17 protein-coding genes are annotated in these 16993 nt (G+C 60.2%); all 17 read right to left on the bottom strand.

The window, feature by feature from the left end; genetic code table 11:
• Positions 1-422 (bottom strand): flagellar export protein FliJ (gene fliJ / locus H043_RS0125555; protein ID WP_027614238.1); only part of this gene is annotated, 422 nt, incomplete at its 3' end.
• Between the two features lie 6 nt (positions 423-428).
• The gene (gene fliI / locus H043_RS0125550) at positions 429-1787 is read right to left on the bottom strand and encodes a flagellar protein export ATPase FliI (protein WP_007966241.1); all 1359 of its coding nucleotides are present in this window, start codon (positions 1785-1787) and stop codon (positions 429-431) included.
• Positions 1777-2583: a flagellar assembly protein FliH gene (gene fliH / locus H043_RS0125545; RefSeq protein ID WP_027614237.1), complete on the bottom strand. Its 807-nt coding sequence runs from the start codon at positions 2581-2583 to the stop codon at positions 1777-1779. The genes fliI and fliH overlap by 11 nt, the downstream gene beginning before the upstream one ends.
• Before the next feature lie 4 nt (positions 2584-2587).
• Positions 2588-3607, bottom strand: a complete 1020-nt coding sequence (gene fliG, locus H043_RS0125540) for a flagellar motor switch protein FliG (protein ID WP_007920042.1) — start codon at positions 3605-3607, stop codon at positions 2588-2590.
• Positions 3600-5387 (bottom strand): flagellar basal-body MS-ring/collar protein FliF, encoded by a 1788-nt coding sequence (fliF, locus tag H043_RS0125535; protein ID WP_027614236.1) that lies wholly within the window; start codon positions 5385-5387, stop codon positions 3600-3602. The genes fliG and fliF overlap by 8 nt, the downstream gene beginning before the upstream one ends.
• A 15-nt stretch (positions 5388-5402) precedes the next feature.
• Complete coding sequence (gene fliE / locus H043_RS0125530) at positions 5403-5732, bottom strand: flagellar hook-basal body complex protein FliE (protein WP_003222869.1); 330 nt, start codon at positions 5730-5732, stop codon at positions 5403-5405.
• A gap of 252 nt (positions 5733-5984) precedes the next feature.
• Positions 5985-7364, bottom strand: a complete 1380-nt coding sequence (locus tag H043_RS0125525) for a sigma-54 dependent transcriptional regulator (RefSeq protein WP_027614235.1) — start codon at positions 7362-7364, stop codon at positions 5985-5987.
• A gap of 5 nt (positions 7365-7369) precedes the next feature.
• The gene (locus H043_RS0125520) at positions 7370-8563 is read right to left on the bottom strand and encodes a PAS domain-containing sensor histidine kinase (protein ID WP_177325666.1); all 1194 of its coding nucleotides are present in this window, start codon (positions 8561-8563) and stop codon (positions 7370-7372) included.
• Between the two features lie 125 nt (positions 8564-8688).
• Positions 8689-10164 (bottom strand): sigma-54 dependent transcriptional regulator, encoded by a 1476-nt coding sequence (locus tag H043_RS0125515; RefSeq protein ID WP_003222863.1) that lies wholly within the window; start codon positions 10162-10164, stop codon positions 8689-8691.
• A gap of 172 nt (positions 10165-10336) precedes the next feature.
• Positions 10337-10633, bottom strand: a complete 297-nt coding sequence (locus H043_RS0125510; RefSeq protein ID WP_007966233.1) for a hypothetical protein — start codon at positions 10631-10633, stop codon at positions 10337-10339.
• An 11-nt stretch (positions 10634-10644) separates the two neighbouring features.
• Positions 10645-11043, bottom strand: a complete 399-nt coding sequence (fliS, locus tag H043_RS0125505; protein WP_027614233.1) for a flagellar export chaperone FliS — start codon at positions 11041-11043, stop codon at positions 10645-10647.
• Between the two features lie 129 nt (positions 11044-11172).
• Positions 11173-12642 (bottom strand): flagellar filament capping protein FliD, encoded by a 1470-nt coding sequence (gene fliD / locus H043_RS0125500; protein WP_027614232.1) that lies wholly within the window; start codon positions 12640-12642, stop codon positions 11173-11175.
• Positions 12643-12725: 83 nt separating this feature from the next.
• The gene (locus tag H043_RS0125495; protein WP_027614231.1) at positions 12726-13085 is read right to left on the bottom strand and encodes a flagellar protein FlaG; all 360 of its coding nucleotides are present in this window, start codon (positions 13083-13085) and stop codon (positions 12726-12728) included.
• Between the two features lie 73 nt (positions 13086-13158).
• Positions 13159-14010, bottom strand: a complete 852-nt coding sequence (locus H043_RS0125490; protein ID WP_007920059.1) for a flagellin domain-containing protein — start codon at positions 14008-14010, stop codon at positions 13159-13161.
• 237 nt (positions 14011-14247) lie between these two features.
• The gene (locus H043_RS0125485) at positions 14248-14520 is read right to left on the bottom strand and encodes a hypothetical protein (RefSeq protein ID WP_027614230.1); all 273 of its coding nucleotides are present in this window, start codon (positions 14518-14520) and stop codon (positions 14248-14250) included.
• Entirely contained in the window at positions 14517-15806 is a 1290-nt protein-coding gene (locus H043_RS0125480) for a motility associated factor glycosyltransferase family protein (RefSeq protein ID WP_027614229.1), read from the bottom strand. Before H043_RS0125480 ends, H043_RS0125485 begins: the two co-directional genes overlap by 4 nt.
• 85 nt (positions 15807-15891) lie before the next feature.
• Positions 15892-16818, bottom strand: a complete 927-nt coding sequence (locus H043_RS0125475) for a ketoacyl-ACP synthase III (protein ID WP_027614228.1) — start codon at positions 16816-16818, stop codon at positions 15892-15894.
• Positions 16819-16993 lie beyond the last annotated feature (175 nt).

The following is a 16993-nucleotide window of genomic DNA, read 5'->3' as shown; positions in this document are numbered from 1 at the left end:
TGCGACAACTCGTCCAGCAGCTTCTGCTCGCGCTTGTCTTCGAGGCGTTGCGCCTCTTCGCGGTAGCGCTGTACCAGTTTGCGCAGACCTTCGACCTTGGCGAATGCCTGCTGCCAGGCGTCCCGCGCCTTGATCAGGTTGTTCTGGTGCCAGACCAGGCTCTGGCGCTGCTGGTCGATCGCGGTGTCCAGTTGCGCCAGAAAGCCGTGATAACCCAGCAGCCATTGCCCGGAAACCCCGTCGCTGCCGCGCACGATCCACTGTTCCTGATAATCCAGACGAAAGGCGTCGAGGTCGGCGAGTTTGCTTTCAGCGACTTTGACCTGACCCTGAAAGTAACCCAGGCGTTGCACGGCGGTTTTCTCGGCCTGTTCGGCCATTTCCACCACCGGTGCCAGACGCGCAGCTCGGCTCACGGCCATGGCCGGTTACCCACCCGCCGCAGGCGCGAACAGGGTTTCGAGGTAAGCCTGGCTCTCGCCCATGTTGATCTTGTCGTTCAGGCCCTGTCGCTGGTAGCGGGTCAATTGCGGTTGCAGCGAGATCGCCAGATCGGTCTCGCGGTCGCCACCGGCGACGTAAGCGCCGACGCTGATCAGATCGCGGCTCTGCTGATAGCGCGACCACAGCTGCTTGAAATACTGCGCGCGCTGCATGTGCTCCGCCGAGACCACGGCCGGCATCACCCGGCTGATCGACGCTTCGATGTCGATGGCCGGGTAGTGCCCTTCCTCGGCCAGACGCCGGGACAACACGATGTGGCCGTCGAGCACGCCCCGCGCCGAGTCGGCAATCGGATCCTGCTGGTCATCGCCTTCGGACAATACGGTGTAGAACGCAGTGATCGAACCGCCGCCCTTCTCCGCATTACCGGCGCGCTCCACCAATTTCGGCAGTTTGGCGAACACCGAGGGCGGATACCCCTTGGTCGCCGGCGGCTCGCCGATGGCCAGGGCGATTTCCCGCTGGGCCTGAGCGAAACGGGTCAGCGAATCCATCAGCAACAGGACGTTCTTGCCTTTGTCGCGGAAATACTCGGCGATGCGCGTGCAGTACATCGCCGCGCGCAGACGCATCAGCGGTGCATCGTCCGCCGGCGAGGCGACGACCACCGAACGCTTGAGGCCTTCTTCACCGAGGATGTGCTCGATGAACTCTTTAACTTCTCGGCCCCGCTCACCGATCAGGCCGACGACGATGATGTCGGCCTCGGTGAAGCGGGTCATCATGCCCAGCAGCACCGATTTACCGACACCGGTACCGGCGAACAGACCCAGACGCTGACCACGCCCGACCGTCAGCAAACCGTTGATGCAACGAATGCCGACATCCAGTGGTTCGTGGATCGGGTCACGGTTGAGCGGGTTGATCGTCGGGCCGTCCATCGGCACCCAGTCTTCAGCCTTCATCCCGCCCTTGCCGTCCAGCGCGCGTCCGGCGCCATCGAGTACGCGACCGAGCATGCTCATGCCCATCGGCAGGCGACCGGTTTCGGCCAGCGGCACCACGCGGGCGCCCGGGGCAATGCCGGCGACGCTGCCGACCGGCATCAGAAAGACTTTGCTGCCAGAGAAGCCCATGACTTCCGCTTCCACCTGGGACGGGTGATAACTGTCGTCATTGATGACCAGGCAGCGCGTGCCCATGGCGGCGCGCAGGCCTTCGGCTTCGAGGGTGAGGCCGACCATACGCAGCAGGCGGCCTTCGAGAATCGGCGCGCCGGCGATTTCAGTGGCGTCGGCATAGGTGCTGAGGCGCTTGGCGAAACTGGTGCGTTCAAGGCGCATCGGGGGTGTCCGCGAGCGGCTCTTGCGGCGCAGCCGCCAGTTGGCTTTCTTCAGGAATGTCCAGGCTCAGGTCCGGCGCGGCCGGGTGCAGAGCCTGTTCGTGCAACTGGTCGAACAGTTTGGCCATGATCTGGGTCACGCGGGTCTCGATGCTGGCGTCGATGCGGCTGTGTTCGGTTTCAACCCGGCACCCGCCCGGCAGCAGCGAGTCGTCTTCGACAATGCGCCAGGATTCCTCATGACGCTCGCGCAAGGCCTTGGCTTGTTCGAAGTCCTGCGGATTGACGTACAGACGCACGTTGTCCACGCCCAACGGCAGCAGCTTGAGCGCGTCGCGCATGACGTGTTCGATCTGGCTGGAATCGATGGCCAATTCGCGCTTGATCACCTGTCTGGTGATGTGTTGCACGAGGTCGACCAGCGACTTTTCGATCTGCGTGTCCTGCTCGGCAATCGGCTCGAACAGATGGGTCATCAGTTGCTCGAGGCTGGCCAGTTTCGCCGCCAGCGCCACTTCGGCTTCCTGACGCACCTTGAGCGTGGCGCTGTGAAAACCTTCCTTCTCGCCGATGCCAAAGCCCTCGTTGTAAGCCTCCTGACGGATGCTTTCGAGTTCTTCCAGGGTCAGTGGCTGGACTTCTTCCAGCGGCACTTCTTCCATTTCCGGCGGTTCGGGCTCCGGTTCCGGCTCGGGTTCCGGTTTCGGCGGATCGAAGCTGGGCAGTGCCCAGGATTCGAAACCACGGACATCGCGGGCGCGGATCAGATCCGTCACTGACTCGTCATGCTTGTCCATGGGCTTAGATCATTTCCTCGCCGCCCTTGCCACCGAGCACGATTTCGCCGGCTTCGGCCATGCGACGGGCAATGGTGAGGATTTCTTTCTGCGCGGTTTCCACGTCGCTGACGCGCACTGGGCCTTTGGCCTCGAGGTCGTCGCGCAACAGTTCGGCCGCACGCTTGGACATGTTCTTGAAGATCTTTTCTTTGACGCCTTCGTCCGAACCCTTGAGGGCCAGCACCAGCACGTCGGAGGACACTTCGCGCAACAGCGCCTGGATGCCGCGGTCGTCGACGTCGGCGAGGTTGTTGAACACGAACATGAGGTCTTCGATCTGACCGGACAGGTCTTCGTCGACTTCGCGGATCGAGTCCATGAGCTGACCTTCGATCGAGCTGTCGAGGAAGTTCATGATGTCCGCCGCACGCTTGATGCCACCCAGGGTGGTGCGCGAGGCGTTCGAGTTGCCGGAGAACTGCTTCTCGAGAATCTGGTTCAGCTCTTTCAGCGCAGCCGGTTGTACGGTGTTCAACGACGACACGCGCAGGATGATGTCCAGACGCACCTTGTGGTCGAAGTTGCCCAGTACTTCACCGGCCTGATCCGGGTCGAGGTACGCCACCACGATCGCCTGGATCTGCGGGTGTTCGTAACGGATCACGTCGGCAACCGCGCGCGGCTCCATCCATTTCAGGCTGTCGAGGCCGCTGGTGTTGCCACCGAGCAGGATGCGGTCGATCAGGCCGTTGGCCTTGTCTTCACCCAGCGCCTGGGTGAGCATTTTGCGCACGTAGTCGTCGGAGCCGACGCCGAGGCTGGTCTGGTCGCCGACGATGTCGACGAACTCGCTCATGACCTGCTCGACCTGCTCGCGATGGACGTTGCCCATCTGGGCCATGGCCACACCGACCCGCTGAACCTCTTTCGGGCCCATGTGGCGCAGCACTTGCGCGGCATCGGTGGAACCCAGGGACAGCAGCAGAATCGCGGCTTTGTCGACCTTGTTCAGTTTGACGGTTGCGGCTCGGTTATCACTCATCTGCGTTAATCCACTCTTTCACGACCTGAGCCACGCGACCCGGATCCTCGGCCACCAAGCTCTTGATTGCATTCAGTTGTGCGTCGTAACCCTCACTCGGGCTCGGCAACAGAATGCTCTGCGGACCACCGAGGCTCACGCGGTCGTTGGCCAGGTCGCCGTCCAGGCCGCCCATGCCACCGAGTTCCACGTCGCTGCCCAGACCGGCCAGCTCCTTGCCTTTGCCGCCGCCGGTGATGTTGTTCAACACCGGACGCAGCACACCAAACACCAGCACCAGGATAAACAACACACCCAGCACTTGTTTGACGATGTCCCAGAACCATGGCTGGGAGTAGAACGGAATATCGGCAACCACTTCACCGCGTTCGGCGGAGAACGGCATGTTGATCACGCTGACGCTGTCGCCACGGCTGGCGTCGAAACCGACCGCGTCCTGCACCAGACGGGTGAAGCGCGCCAGCTCATCGGCGCTCCACGGCGCGCGGGTGGTTTCGCCGTTGGCCGCATTGACCTTGACCTGATCGTCGACCACCACCGACACCGACAGACGATTCAGGCGACCCTGCTGCTGTTTGGTGTGGCTGATGGAACGGTCGAGCTCGAAGTTCTTGGTGGATTGTTGACGCTTGTCCGCCGGGTACGGCGCGAGCATCGGCTGGCCAGTGGCCGGGTCCATGATCTGCTGACCGTTGGCATCGACCAGTGGCTGACCTGGCTGAATCATCCCGGTAGAGCCTTGCGCGCCACCGGTGGTTTGCGGGGCCGAAGCCGGCGCCGGTGGCTGGTTGCTCAGGGCACCCGGCACGCCTTGCGGGCCATTGCTGGCGGTGCGTTGTTCGTTGACCGACTGCTCGCTGCGCAACGCCGGTTGGTCCGGGTTGAACTGCTCGGCGGTAGATTCGACGGCACTGAAATCGATGTCGGCCGAGACTTCAGCCTTGTAGCGATCGTTGCCCAGTACCGGTTGCAGAATGTTGTGCACGCGCTGAGTGAGCATGCTCTCCATGCGGCGGCTGTAATCGAACTGCTTGCCGGCCATGGTCATTTCGGAGTTTTCCGCCTGATCGGAGAGCAGGTTGCCCTTCTGATCGACGACGGTGATCTGCGATTTGCTCAATTCAGGCACGGAGGTCGCCACCAGGTTGATGATCGCCACCACCTGACCCGGCTCCAGCGAACGCCCGGAGTACAGCTCGACCAGTACCGACGCACTTGGCTTGCGTTCATCACGCACGAACACCGAACTTTTCGGAATCGCCAGGTGCACGCGGGCGCCCTTGACGTTGTTCAGGCTGGAGATGGTGCGCGCCAGTTCGCCTTCGAGACCGCGACGGTAACGCGTGGCTTCCATGAACTGGCTGGTGCCCAGACCCTGTTCCTTGTCGAGAATTTCGAAACCGATGTTGCCGTCGCTGGGAGTGACACCAGCGGCCGCGAGTTTCATCCGCGCACGGGACAGGTCGTCAGCCTTGACCAGCAAGGCGCCGGAGTTCGGCTCGACGGTGTAAGGGATGTCGGCGGAGGCCAGGGTGTCCATGACCTGCTTGGCGTCCATGCCGGCAAGGCTGCCGTACAACGGACGGTAATCCGGCTGCTGCGACCACAGCACCACGGCAAAGCCAATCGCCACGCTCGCAGCCAGGCCGACCAACAGGCCCACCTGACGCAGCATGGTCATCTCGGAGAGGTTTTCCAGGAAGGACAGGCCGAACAGCGGCGGTTTGCCGTCTATCGGGGTGGCCTTGGCCGGAACGTTATCGGCGACTGCTTCTGCCATGACTCAATCTCGTCCTTAAACCGGCATCTGCATGATGTCTTGATAAGCCTGAACCAGTTTGTTGCGCACCTGGGTCAGAGCCTGGAACGACACGCTGGCTTTCTGCGAGGCGATCATCACGTCCGTCAGATCGACGCCGCTCTTGCCGATTTCAAATGCGTTGGCCAACTGAGTCGACGCCTGTTGGGTATCGCTGACTTTGTTGATGGCCTGACCGAGCATGTCGGAAAAGCTGCTGCCTGCCAGTTCAGGGACGGCGGCAGTCGATTTCGGCGTGGCCATGGCGTCCATTTTCATGGCCTTCATGTCCATCATCAACCGATTGAATTCAATACCTTGGCTCATGGTCTACTCTCTTGGGCGGCCCGCAATTTTTTGACACTCACTCGGCGGGTACACAGGTGTTAGCAACAAGGGTGCCAGCTCGGCTGGTCTTGTTTCATAAATGCCGCTGTGGTCTGTGCGCTATGTCGGGATCACCGCAAAACGACTGTGGGAGGGGGCTTGCTCCCGAAGGCGGCGTGTCATTCAACAATGATGTGACAGACCTGACCTCTTCGGGAGCAAGCCCCCTCCCACCGTTATTCGCGTCAACTTTCAGGTGGCGAACAGATAACCTTCGACGTCCATCCCGGCATCACGCATCTGCGCCAATTTGTAACGCAGGGTACGCGGGCTGATACCGAGCTTCTCCGCAGCCTCCTTGCGCCGGCCACGCTCGGTGCGCAGGGTATCGATGATCATCTGGAACTCCCGGCGACGCAGGTCGTCGCCCAGCGCCCCGGCGGATTCAGCCTCGACTTCGATTTCGCGCACCAGCGGTTGCACCGGCGCCGCGGTATAGGTCACTGCGCCGGTCAGACAGAAATCCTGTGGCTGGATCAAACCGCCCTGCTGCAGAATCAGCGCGCGTTGGATCGCGTTATCCAGCTCACGCACGTTGCCCGGCCACGGGTAGTGGGTCAGGCAAGCCTGGGCTTCTGGCGAAAGTTTCGCCGCCGCATGCTTCATTTTATTGACGTGTTTGTTCAGCAACCGCTCGGCCAGCGGCAAGATATCGGCAGTGCGCTCGCGAAGTGGACGCCAGGCCAGAGGAAAAACCGACAGACGGTAAAAAAGGTCTTCGCGGAAACGCCCCGCCGCCACTTCGCCGGCCAGATCACGGTTGGTGGTCGCGACTACGCGAATATCCAGGGTGATCGGCTTGCGCGCCCCCACGCGCTCGACCTCGCGCTCCTGCAACACCCGCAGCAACTTGGCTTGCAGGCCCAGGGGCATCTCGGAAATCTCGTCGAGCAGAATGGTGCCGCCATCGGCCTGCTCGAATTTGCCAGCCTGAGTCGCAATGGCGCCGGTGAACGAGCCCTTCTCGTGACCGAACAGCGTGGCTTCGAGCATGTTGTCGGGGATCGCTGCGCAGTTGATCGCGATGAACGGCTGATTGGCACGATGGGAATGCTGGTGGATGTAACGCGCCAACACTTCCTTGCCGGTGCCGGACTCGCCGGAGATCAGCACCGTGGAATCACTGCGTGCCACCCGCGCCGCCAGTTCGAGCAATTGCGCACTGGCCGGCTCGACCGCCACCGGACCTTCGCAATCTGTGGTGCTGATGCTGCCCAAGGCATGGCGCGACACCAGGTCCAGCAGAGCTTTGGGTTCGAACGGCTTGACCAGGTAATCCGCCGCGCCCTGACGCATCGCATCCACCGCACGCTCGACCGCGCCGTGCGCAGTCATCAGCAACACCGGCAATTGCGGCTGCCGGGCACGCAGCAAACCGAGCAGTTGATGGCCATCCATGCCGGGCATGTTGACGTCGCTGACCACCAGACTGAACGCTTCGCGCTCGACCGCCTGCAACGCCTCTTCGGCGCTGCCGACTGCATGGTAGTCGTGGCCCGCCAGCAACAGCGTATCGGCCAGCGCTTCGCGCAACGAGCGGTCATCCTCGACCAGCAAAACCTTGATGCCCATGACGTTTACTCAGCTCCCTGTACAGCGGAAAACAGCGGCAGGATCACCTGCGCGCACGTGCCGCGCCCGACCCGCGAGCGCAGCTGCAATTCTCCCTGATGCGCTCGCGCCACTGCCTTGACCACGGTCAGGCCCAGCCCGGTGCCGGTGACTTTGGTGGTGAAAAACGGTTCGCCGAGACGCTCGAGCACCAGCGGCTCGATGCCGCTGCCACTGTCGCTGACACACAGGCGCAGGCTGTTGTCGCGGGTGTAGCAGTGCACTTTCAGGCGCACGTTGCCATCGCTGGCCTGAATCGCGTTTTCGATCAGATTGAGAATCGCCCCGACCAGGGTGTCGCGGTTGCACAGCAGTTCGCCGGCATGGCTGTCGCACTGCCAACGAATGGGCAAATCCTGCACATGAGTCAGCGCCGCCGCTTGCAGCGCCTGCATCAGAGTATTCGGGGTGATGCGGTCGGTCAGTGGCAGCTCGCCACGGGCGAACACCAACATGTCGCGCACCTGATGCTCCAGCTCATGCAGGCGCTCCTTGAGGCGGCCGGCGAAGCGCTGCTGGGTGGCGACCGGCAATTCCTGCTCAGCCAAATGACTGGCGTAGAGCAACGCAGCGGACAATGGCGTGCGGATCTGATGGGCCAGCGAGGCGACCATCCGTCCCAGCGACGACAGACGCTCGTGGCGCGCCAGTTGATCTTGAAGGTGGCGGGTTTCTGTCAGGTCGTTGAGCAGCACCAACTGCCCCGGCTCGGCATCCAGCGAGCGGGTGGCAATCGACAGGCGTCGACCGTTTTTCAGAGAGATTTCATGACCGTCGTCTTCACGCGGGGCGAAGCAACGGGCGATGACGTGGCGCCACAACTCGCCTTCCAGCGGCAGCCCCAATAGGTCGATCGCCGCCGGATTGGCTTCGCGAACCATGCCGTGGCCGTCAATCACGATCACGCCACCGGGCAACAGATCAAGAAGGTTTTGCAGGCGGTTGGCCAAGCGTTCTTTTTCGGCCAGCTCTTGCATGCGCTGGGCACTGACCACCGCCAGCTCGCCCTTGAGCTCGGTAACCCGGGCTTCAAGCATGCTGTAGGAATCGGTCAGTTGACTGGACATCTGATTGAACAGCGCGAACGCGTGCTCAAGACCCTGACGGCTCGCCTGCTCTACGGACGACGGTTGCCCCTCGGCATGGGAGGCAGATGACATCTGGGCGTGGGGCATTGTGTTCTCTCGCTTGGCTGACCGTCAGTTAAACGGAACGTTGCGAGGGATGTAGCAATACCCGTGCCTAAAAAAAACTGCTTATAAATGAAGGCGTTGAAAAACAGGCGTCAATCATCCGCCTGTTCGTCTCCTTCGCGCCGGCTCATTCCGTACTTGCGCATCTTCTCCACCAACGTGGTGCGACGAATACGCAGGCGTTCGGCGGCACGCGCCACGATGCCATTGGCGTCGTCCAGCGCCTGCTGGATCAGGCCCTGTTCCAGACCACCGAGGTAGTCCTTGAGGTCCAGGCCTTCCGGCGGCAGCATCGCGTTGGCGGTGAAGTCCGGCGTATGACCGTTGATCGCCACGCGCTCTTCGAGATCGCTGCGCAGGCTGTCGACCATCTGCTCGTCTTCGTCGTCGACGTAGCGGAATTTCTTCGGCAATTCGACCACGCCGATCACCCCGTACGGATGCATGATCGCCATGCGTTCCACCAGATTGGCCAGCTCACGGACGTTGCCCGGCCAGCCGTGACGGCACAGCGACATGATCGCGGCCGAGTTGAAACGGATCGAACCGCGCTTTTCGTGTTCCATGCGCGAGATCAGTTCGTTCATCAACAGCGGGATGTCTTCGACGCGCTCACGCAGCGGCGCCATCTCGATCGGGAACACATTCAGGCGATAGTAGAGGTCTTCGCGGAAGGTGCCGATCTCGATCATGCTTTCGAGATTCTTGTGGGTCGCGGCAATGATGCGCACGTCGACGCTCTGGGTCTTGTTGCTGCCCACGCGTTCGAAGGTGCGTTCCTGCAGCACGCGCAGCAGCTTGACCTGCATCGGCAGCGGCATATCGCCGATTTCGTCGAGGAACAGCGTACCGCCGTTGGCCAATTCGAAACGCCCGGCACGGCTGGTGATGGCGCCGGTAAAGGCGCCCTTCTCGTGGCCAAACAGTTCGCTTTCCAGCAGCTCTGCCGGGATCGCCCCGCAGTTGACCGGCACGAAAGGCGCGTCGCGACGCTTGGAGTGGTAATGCAGGTTGCGCGCAACCACTTCCTTGCCGGTGCCGGACTCGCCGAGGATCAGCACGCTGGCGTCAGTATCGGCCACTTGCTGCATCATCTGCCGGACGTGCTGAATCGCCCGGCTGGTGCCGACAAGGCTGCGGAACAGGTTGGGCTCGCGATGACGACCGCGCTCGCGGGCCTGGTCGTACATCTCGCGATAGACCTGGGCACGGTGCAGGGAGTCGAGCAGTTTGCTGTAGCTGGGCGGCATTTCCAGGGTCGAAAGCACCCGGCGGCGCTGGTCTTCCGGCAGGTCGACGGAAGAATTATCGCCCATCAGCAAAACCGGAAGGAACTCATCCCACGTCGAGAGTGTCTTTAACAAGCCCAAAAGTGCACCCGGAGCATTTACCGTCCCGATCAGTACACAGATGACTTCACGACTCGATGACAAAGAGCCGACAGCCTGCTGCCAGTCATGGCTGCCGCAGGGTAAATTTTCTTCGCCGAGAAAATTTAAAATCACCGCCAGGTCGCGGCGGCGGACGCTATCGTCATCGATCAGCAGAATTTTGGTTTCACGCCACATGCAATAGCAACTTCCCTAGTCAACTCAATGCCCGAAAAATGGGGCAAGCGAGACGCTTGCAGGACACCTTGTGCCTGTAGACGCCTGAAATCTGAAAACAGCCACTAGTTAAGTCAAAAAACCGTGCACAGTCAAATTTATGGCGCACATGTCTGGATTAACTGGGGGTTAATTAACCAAACAGATGGTAAACCTTTGCCGCCTTTTGCGCTTGGGTGATCTGCGACATCTCATTGGCTATCGCCTGCCGCTCACCCATCGCCGCCTCCAGAAGCTCCTTGTAGACATGGAGCAATTCCTCAAGGTTACTGCGCAAGGCCTCCTCATCCAGCGAGGCCTCGGCCATGACGTCTTCCATGCAGGAACGGCAAGCCAGATCCAGCTCGCCAATGGCTTCCCAGTTGCGTTCGGCCAGCGCACTGACCAGCGCTTCACGGGTGTCGGCGATTCGCTGCAATACAAGACTCATGGTGCTCTCCTTTAAAACTGCGGAGCAGGCTCGGGGGCGATGGCATCCCAGCCTTCTTTTACCGTGCTCAGCAAGCCGGCGACCTCATCGAGAATGCGCGGATCGCTGTTGATGTTGGCCTCGGCGAGACGCTTCATCATGTAGATGTACAGCCCGTCCAGATCGGCCAGTTCATCGGCGCATTTTTCCAGATCCAGACCTTCGCGCAGCCCGCTGACAATGCCAATGGCCTTGCTGATCGAGGTGCACTTGCCAGGAATATCCTTGCGCTCGATGGCACCCTTGGCCTGAGCGATGCGGGCCAACCCGCCTTCCATCAGCATTTGCACCAGACGGTGCGGGCTCGCCTCGGAGGTCTGGGCGTGCGCGCCGACTTTCTGATATTGCCGAAGGGCTAACATTGGGTTCATGTTCTACCTCATTGCCACAATGACTCGTATAACCAGTGTATCGCCAACGAATCACAGAACTTTAGATCAAAAGACAAAAACCCGGCGCACGCCGATAAAGCGTAGCCGGGTTTTTGTCGTTCTTGCAGGTTACTTCGCGGACTGCTGAGCGTTCAGAGAGCTGAAGAACGACGTGATATTGCTCGCCGTCGCCTTCATCTGCCCTACCAGCAAGTCCATGGCGTTGTACTTGGCCGTCAACGTCTTGGTCAGGTTGGCAACACGCAGATCCAGCGCCAGTTGCTGACTGGTCAGGTTCCGGGTGTTGTTGTTCAGGATGGACATGCGCTGATCAAGCAGGCCTACGGCAGTAGGGGCGCTACCGGCAGGCGCCTTCAGATACGGATCCACCGCCTTGTTCATGCGTGCCAGCAGACCGTTGGTGTCGTCGGTCCCGGTGAACATCTGCTGCACCTGGCCAGCCTTGCCGGGCTGAGCCATGGTTTTGGTGAACGCAGCAGTATCAAACGTCAGGTTGCCGGTGTTGCGGTCGGTCATCACACCGATCTCCGACAGATAGGACAAAGAACCCTTTGCACCAGCAGGAGCAGTCAACTGGCCACGGATGTCGGCGATCAGCGAACGCGGCAACGAGTCACCGGTAAACGCCGCCTGCACTGTCAGTTTGCCGTCTTCATCAGGCGTAGCCTTGGAAAGCGTGTCGATGGTGGTCTTCAGGGTGTTATAGGCGTCAACAAAGGCCTGAACCGAAGCCTGCAGCCCCTTGGTGTTGGTATCGACGCTGACAACGGTCGGCGTGGCAACGCCACCAACTTCAGGACTGACAGTGGTCAGATTCAGGGTCAGGCCGCTGATTGCACCACTGACCGTATTGCTCTTGCTGGAAACCTGCAGGCCGTCGATGGTCACCTTGGCATCTTGTGCAAGGCCATTGACGTTGCCAGAGGCGCCTGCCGCCGGATTGGTACCCATCGGCTGAGTACCGTCGATCTCCAGACCGGCAATCCCGCTGACAGAGAGGTCGGTACCTGCGCCCGTCTTGTTCGAGCTGATCACCAGGCGTGAAGCACCGCTGCTGTCGGTCACGATGTTGGCAGAAATGCCATTGGCGCCCTGAGCCGTGTTGATCGCGTCACGGGTGCTCTGCAAGGTTGCATTGGCCGGGATCGTGACATTGTAATCAGTGCCATTCTGACTGATTTTCAGGGTACCACTCGGAATGGCACTGGCAGCACCGCCGGCGAAAGAAGCGCTGGCAACTTTCGAGCCAGTGGCCAATTGGTTGACAACAACGTTGTAAGTCCCCGACACCGCGGTGTTATCGGAGGTGGCGCCGAGAATCGCTGTGTTGCTCGAGGTCGCCGTGAAACCGGCAAACGCCGGGTTGGTCTTGCTGCCCAGGTTGGTCATCGCCGTCTGGTACGCGGTCAGCGCACTCTTCAACGTGCCGACACCGGAAATCTTCAGGGTATTGGTTTTGGTCGCGGAATCGATCTGCGTCTGCTTCGGCGACTTGTCGGCGTTGACCAGTGCGGTCACGATCGCGCCGATGTCCAGGCCGGAACCCAGTCCGGAACCCGGTAGAATTGGACTTGCCATGTGCATCTCCCTTCAGATTGTTGCCAGACTTTTGACCCATCCAGGCGTCATTCAAGAAAGACAAACACTATTCATGCCAGCTATCAGACTTTGGCGTCGAACAACACATGGCTTGCGTTGGCGAGGCTGTCTGCGAGCTTGAGTGCTTCTGCGGAGGGGATCTGGCGTACGACCTCACCCGTCTCGCTTGCGATCACCTTGACGATGACCTTGCCAGAGTGCTCGTCGATCGAGAACTCCAGGTTACGCTTGATCGATTGAACGAACTTCTCGATCTCTTGCACGGCCAGTTTCAACTTGGCGTCATCCGTTTGCTGACTTTTCCTGTCAGCGACCGGAGCGTCGGCCGGTGCAACTTTTGGCGTCTCCGACGGCTTATCAGCAACAGGCGTCGCTGGCTTGGGAGCCGGATAAGACACGTTAAGCTTTACGCTCATGTCCATGCTCATCACCTCCTAACGTAAAAAAGCGAGAGAGCGCGACCAGCGCACCCTCCCGCCCAAACTCATTCCGAAATTACTGAAGCAGCTTCAGTACAGCGGAAGGCAGTTGGTTGGCTTGAGCCAGAACAGAGGTCGAAGCCTGTTGCAGGGTTTGCTGCTTGGTCAGGTTAGCAGTCTCTGCGGCGAAGTCGGTATCTTGTACGCGACCTTGTGCAGCAGTGGTGTTCTCGGTGATGTTCTGCAAGTTCTGGATGGTGCTGGTCAGACGGTTTTGCGAAGCACCCAGGCTGGCACGAGTTGCACCGATTGCAGCGATAGCGGCGTCGATTGCGGTGATCGCGTTGTCGATGTTCTGCGAAGCGCCAGTTACGGTAGCACCAGTCAGGGACAGAGTACCGCTACCAACCGACAGGCTGACGGCGTCGAACTTGGAGCTCAGTACCAGGTCGATGTGGTTAGCCGAACCAGTGTTTGCGCCAACTTGCAGGGTCACAGTACCAGCCGAACCGTCCAGCAGGTTTTTGCCGTTCAGGTTGGTCGATGCCGAGATACGGGTGATTTCGTCAGACATCTGAGCGAATTCAGCGTTGGTAGCGGTCTGGTCAGCAGTGCCGTTGGTGCCGTTACGTGCTTTAACAGCCAGTTCACGCATACGCTGCAGAATGTCGGTGGTCGCTTGCAGAGCGCCTTCAGCGGTCTGAGCAACGGAGATACCGTCGTTGGCGTTCTGGATGGCTTGGGTGTTACCACGGATCTGCGAAGACATACGGTTCGAGATCTGCAGGCCAGCAGCGTCGTCTTTAGCGCTGTTGATTTTCAGGCCGGAAGACAGGCGCTGCATCGAAGTCGACAGAGCGTCGGAAGCGCGGTTCAGGTTCTTTTGAACGTTCAGCGACGTGGTGTTGGTGTTTACTGTTAAAGCCATGACGAATTCCTCGTTGGTTGGGTACTGCGGCTTCCGGCCCTGGCAACCGCCTGGAATGGCCTAGAGAACCTTCGTAATAGTTATCGTCGGGTTGGCAAGTTGCTTGAGGGCTTTTTGAAAAAAATTTGCCATCACCCTGCCACCCCCGAGAAAACAAGGGCTTAGCGCCCTCCCACCTGCGAAAAAATGACGCCATAAAACCGACCCGCGCGCAAAGCCGCGGGCCAGTGCGGTCGCTCATTTTGCCGATCGTGCTTTTTGCAACACTTCGATCAGCTCGTACTCCATCCAGTCCGCCAGCCCCAACCAGTCCTGACGCTCCTGACAGTCGAGCATCTGCGTGAGTACAAAGGCCCACTCCTGCTGAATCGGCGCAGGCGCAGCGATCAGCAACTGCTGCGCGCCCTCGAATACATCGACCATATCCAGCGCCGCCTCGACATCACGTCCCAGGCGAAACAGCCCGGCGCACTGACGGCATTCGTCGACGCACTGCTCAATCGTCGTCATTGCACAAACTCCTGATTGAACTGCGTCCCGGCGATCAGTGCGCCCGCTCGACTGCTGTTGAAAAACTGCACCTGCGGATGCGCGGCGATATAGCGCTCCAGCACACACAGATAGCCGCGAAAGTTCAGCTGGGTGCTGACCCGCTGGCCATGACCGTCCTGCACCCAATGCCGCGCCTGATCGACCCCTGGCCCCAGATCACCGTCATTCCAGCCAGCATGGGTCTTGTTCATCGGGAAGGCGAAGTCAGCGCCAAACAGGGTAATGCGCGACGCGCCCATCTTCACCGCCAGGTCCACCGCCGGATGAATCACGCTGCCACCGACATGCAGTTGCCCGCGCGGATATTGCTCACGTAACGCGGCGTACACCGGGCTGGCCGAGTAACCGCCGTAACGCTTGCCCTTCCAGGCGGTCAGCACCGCAGGATCGCTCATAGGCAGATACACCAGCGGGATGCCAGCGGAGTCCTCGAACGGCAAATGCCGGAAGCTGATGCGCTGATCGATGGTGACCACCAGATCCGGGACGATGCCGTGTTCGCGCAGTGGCCGGTAAGCGGTATCGACGCACATCAACAATGGACGTTCAGCCTGCGCATGCACCGCCGCCAGACGCTGGAAATGCCCTTCCAGCGTCGGCCCGGTGCCGATCACATAGATTTCCCGGCCGTTGGCGCTGCCGAACAACTGCGCCACATCGTCATCACCCAGCAACACCGGCAGGCAGTCCTGCAAACGCTGTTGAATGAACGGCAAGTTTGGATCGAACTCGCGATTGTTGAAGCTCAGGTGCACTTCGCTGACCAGCCGATCGCGGATTTTCGCGTTGAAATCATCAGCCAGCAGCATCTCGGCCGGCAGGGCGAAAAACGGTGTGCAGATGTCTGACAGATCACCGGCATAGAACAGCTGCACACGCGGATCTTCCAGCCACGGGCGCTGATCGAGCAGTTGCAGCACCAGCGCAAACACCGCGCCATTGAGGATATGCACGTACAACCGCTCAAGGCCAGCGCGCTCCAGCAGCACCGTTGGCAAATCGCCGAGGCCAGTGCCGTAGACATGCAACTGCGATTTTTCCGCCAGGCTGGCCGCCTGGATGCGGGCTTCATGGATGCGGTCGTGGCGACTGGTCAGTTGAATGCCATTGACACTGAGCGTCGAGCCCAAGCCCTGCACCAGTTCGGCTTGAACGACTGAGGTGTCTTCCGCCATCAGCCGCTCGAACAACGCCGGCCAGCGTCGCTGGATGACCTGGGCGTTGGGTTGGAAAAACTCGCTCATGCCGCCTAGCGCTCCATTCAGGCAAAAAAATAGCGCTCAAGGGTAACCTTGAACGCTATTTTTGTATCCGCCGTTTTTGACCGACTCAAGGACGATAGATGATCGCCGAGCCCCACGACAGACCGACACCGAAACCGCTCAGGGCAATGCGCTGCCAGTCGGAATCGAGTACGTGTTTTTCCAGCAGCAGCGGGATGCTCGACGACACGGTGTTACCGGTCTCGACCATGTCCTTGATGAACTTCTCCGGCTCGCCTTCGAAACGGCGGGCCACCGCATCGACAATCGCCGCACTGCCCTGGTGAATGCAGAAGGCGTCGATGTCGTCAGCCTTGAGGCCAGAGTCGTCGAGCAATTCGTGCAAGTGCGCCGGGACTTTGAGCAGCGCGAAGTTGAACACCTGACGCCCGTTCATGAAGAACACGCCATCGGTGACTTTCAGGTGCGGTGCGCCGGAACCGTCGGTGCCGAATTTGGCCTTGCCCAGCGCCCAGGCCGGGTCTTCACCCATCCAGGTCGCCGTGGCGGCATCGCCGAAGAGCATGGTGGTGTTGCGATCTTCCGGGTCGACGATTTTCGAATACGGGTCAGCGGTGATCAGCAGGCCATTCTTCAGGCCGGCGGCTTCCATGAAGCCCTTGATCGCGTAGATGCCGTAGACGTAACCGGAGCAGCCCAGGGAAATATCGAACGCCGCGACATTAGTCGGCAGACCGAGCTTGTCCTGGACGATGGCAGCGGTGTGCGGCAGACCTTCTTCGTCACCGTTCTGGGTGACGACGATCAGTGCGTCGATCGATTCACGCTTAAGTTCAGGGTTGCTGGCAAACAGCGCATTGGCCGCTTCCACGCACAAATCGGAGGTTTCCTGTTCAGCATCTTTGCGCGGCAGGAAGGCCGAACCGATTTTGCCAAGGATGAATTCTTCATCCTTCTCGAATTTTGCACCTTGTGCGTAATTGTCCACGCCGGCTACAGGAACGTAGCTCGCAATGCTTTTTATGCCAATCATTACGGCTTCCCAATAAAAAACAGCCCAAAACCACCGCTCGCAAGGATTCGAGGGGCGCCGACAAACAGAAAACGGCCGCCACAAAGGGCAGCCACGGGGAGCGCAAAGGGCTATCACTGGAACCGATTACACGGCCAGGCGCCATCTCCCCGGTCAATACAATACAGTGAAGATG

It is taken from the genome of Pseudomonas sp. URIL14HWK12:I6 (assembly GCF_000514195.1).
Lineage (GTDB): Bacteria > Pseudomonadota > Gammaproteobacteria > Pseudomonadales > Pseudomonadaceae > Aquipseudomonas > Aquipseudomonas putida_A.
Note: the sequence above shows the minus strand (reverse complement) of the source record. Positions and strands in the feature narration are given on the sequence as shown.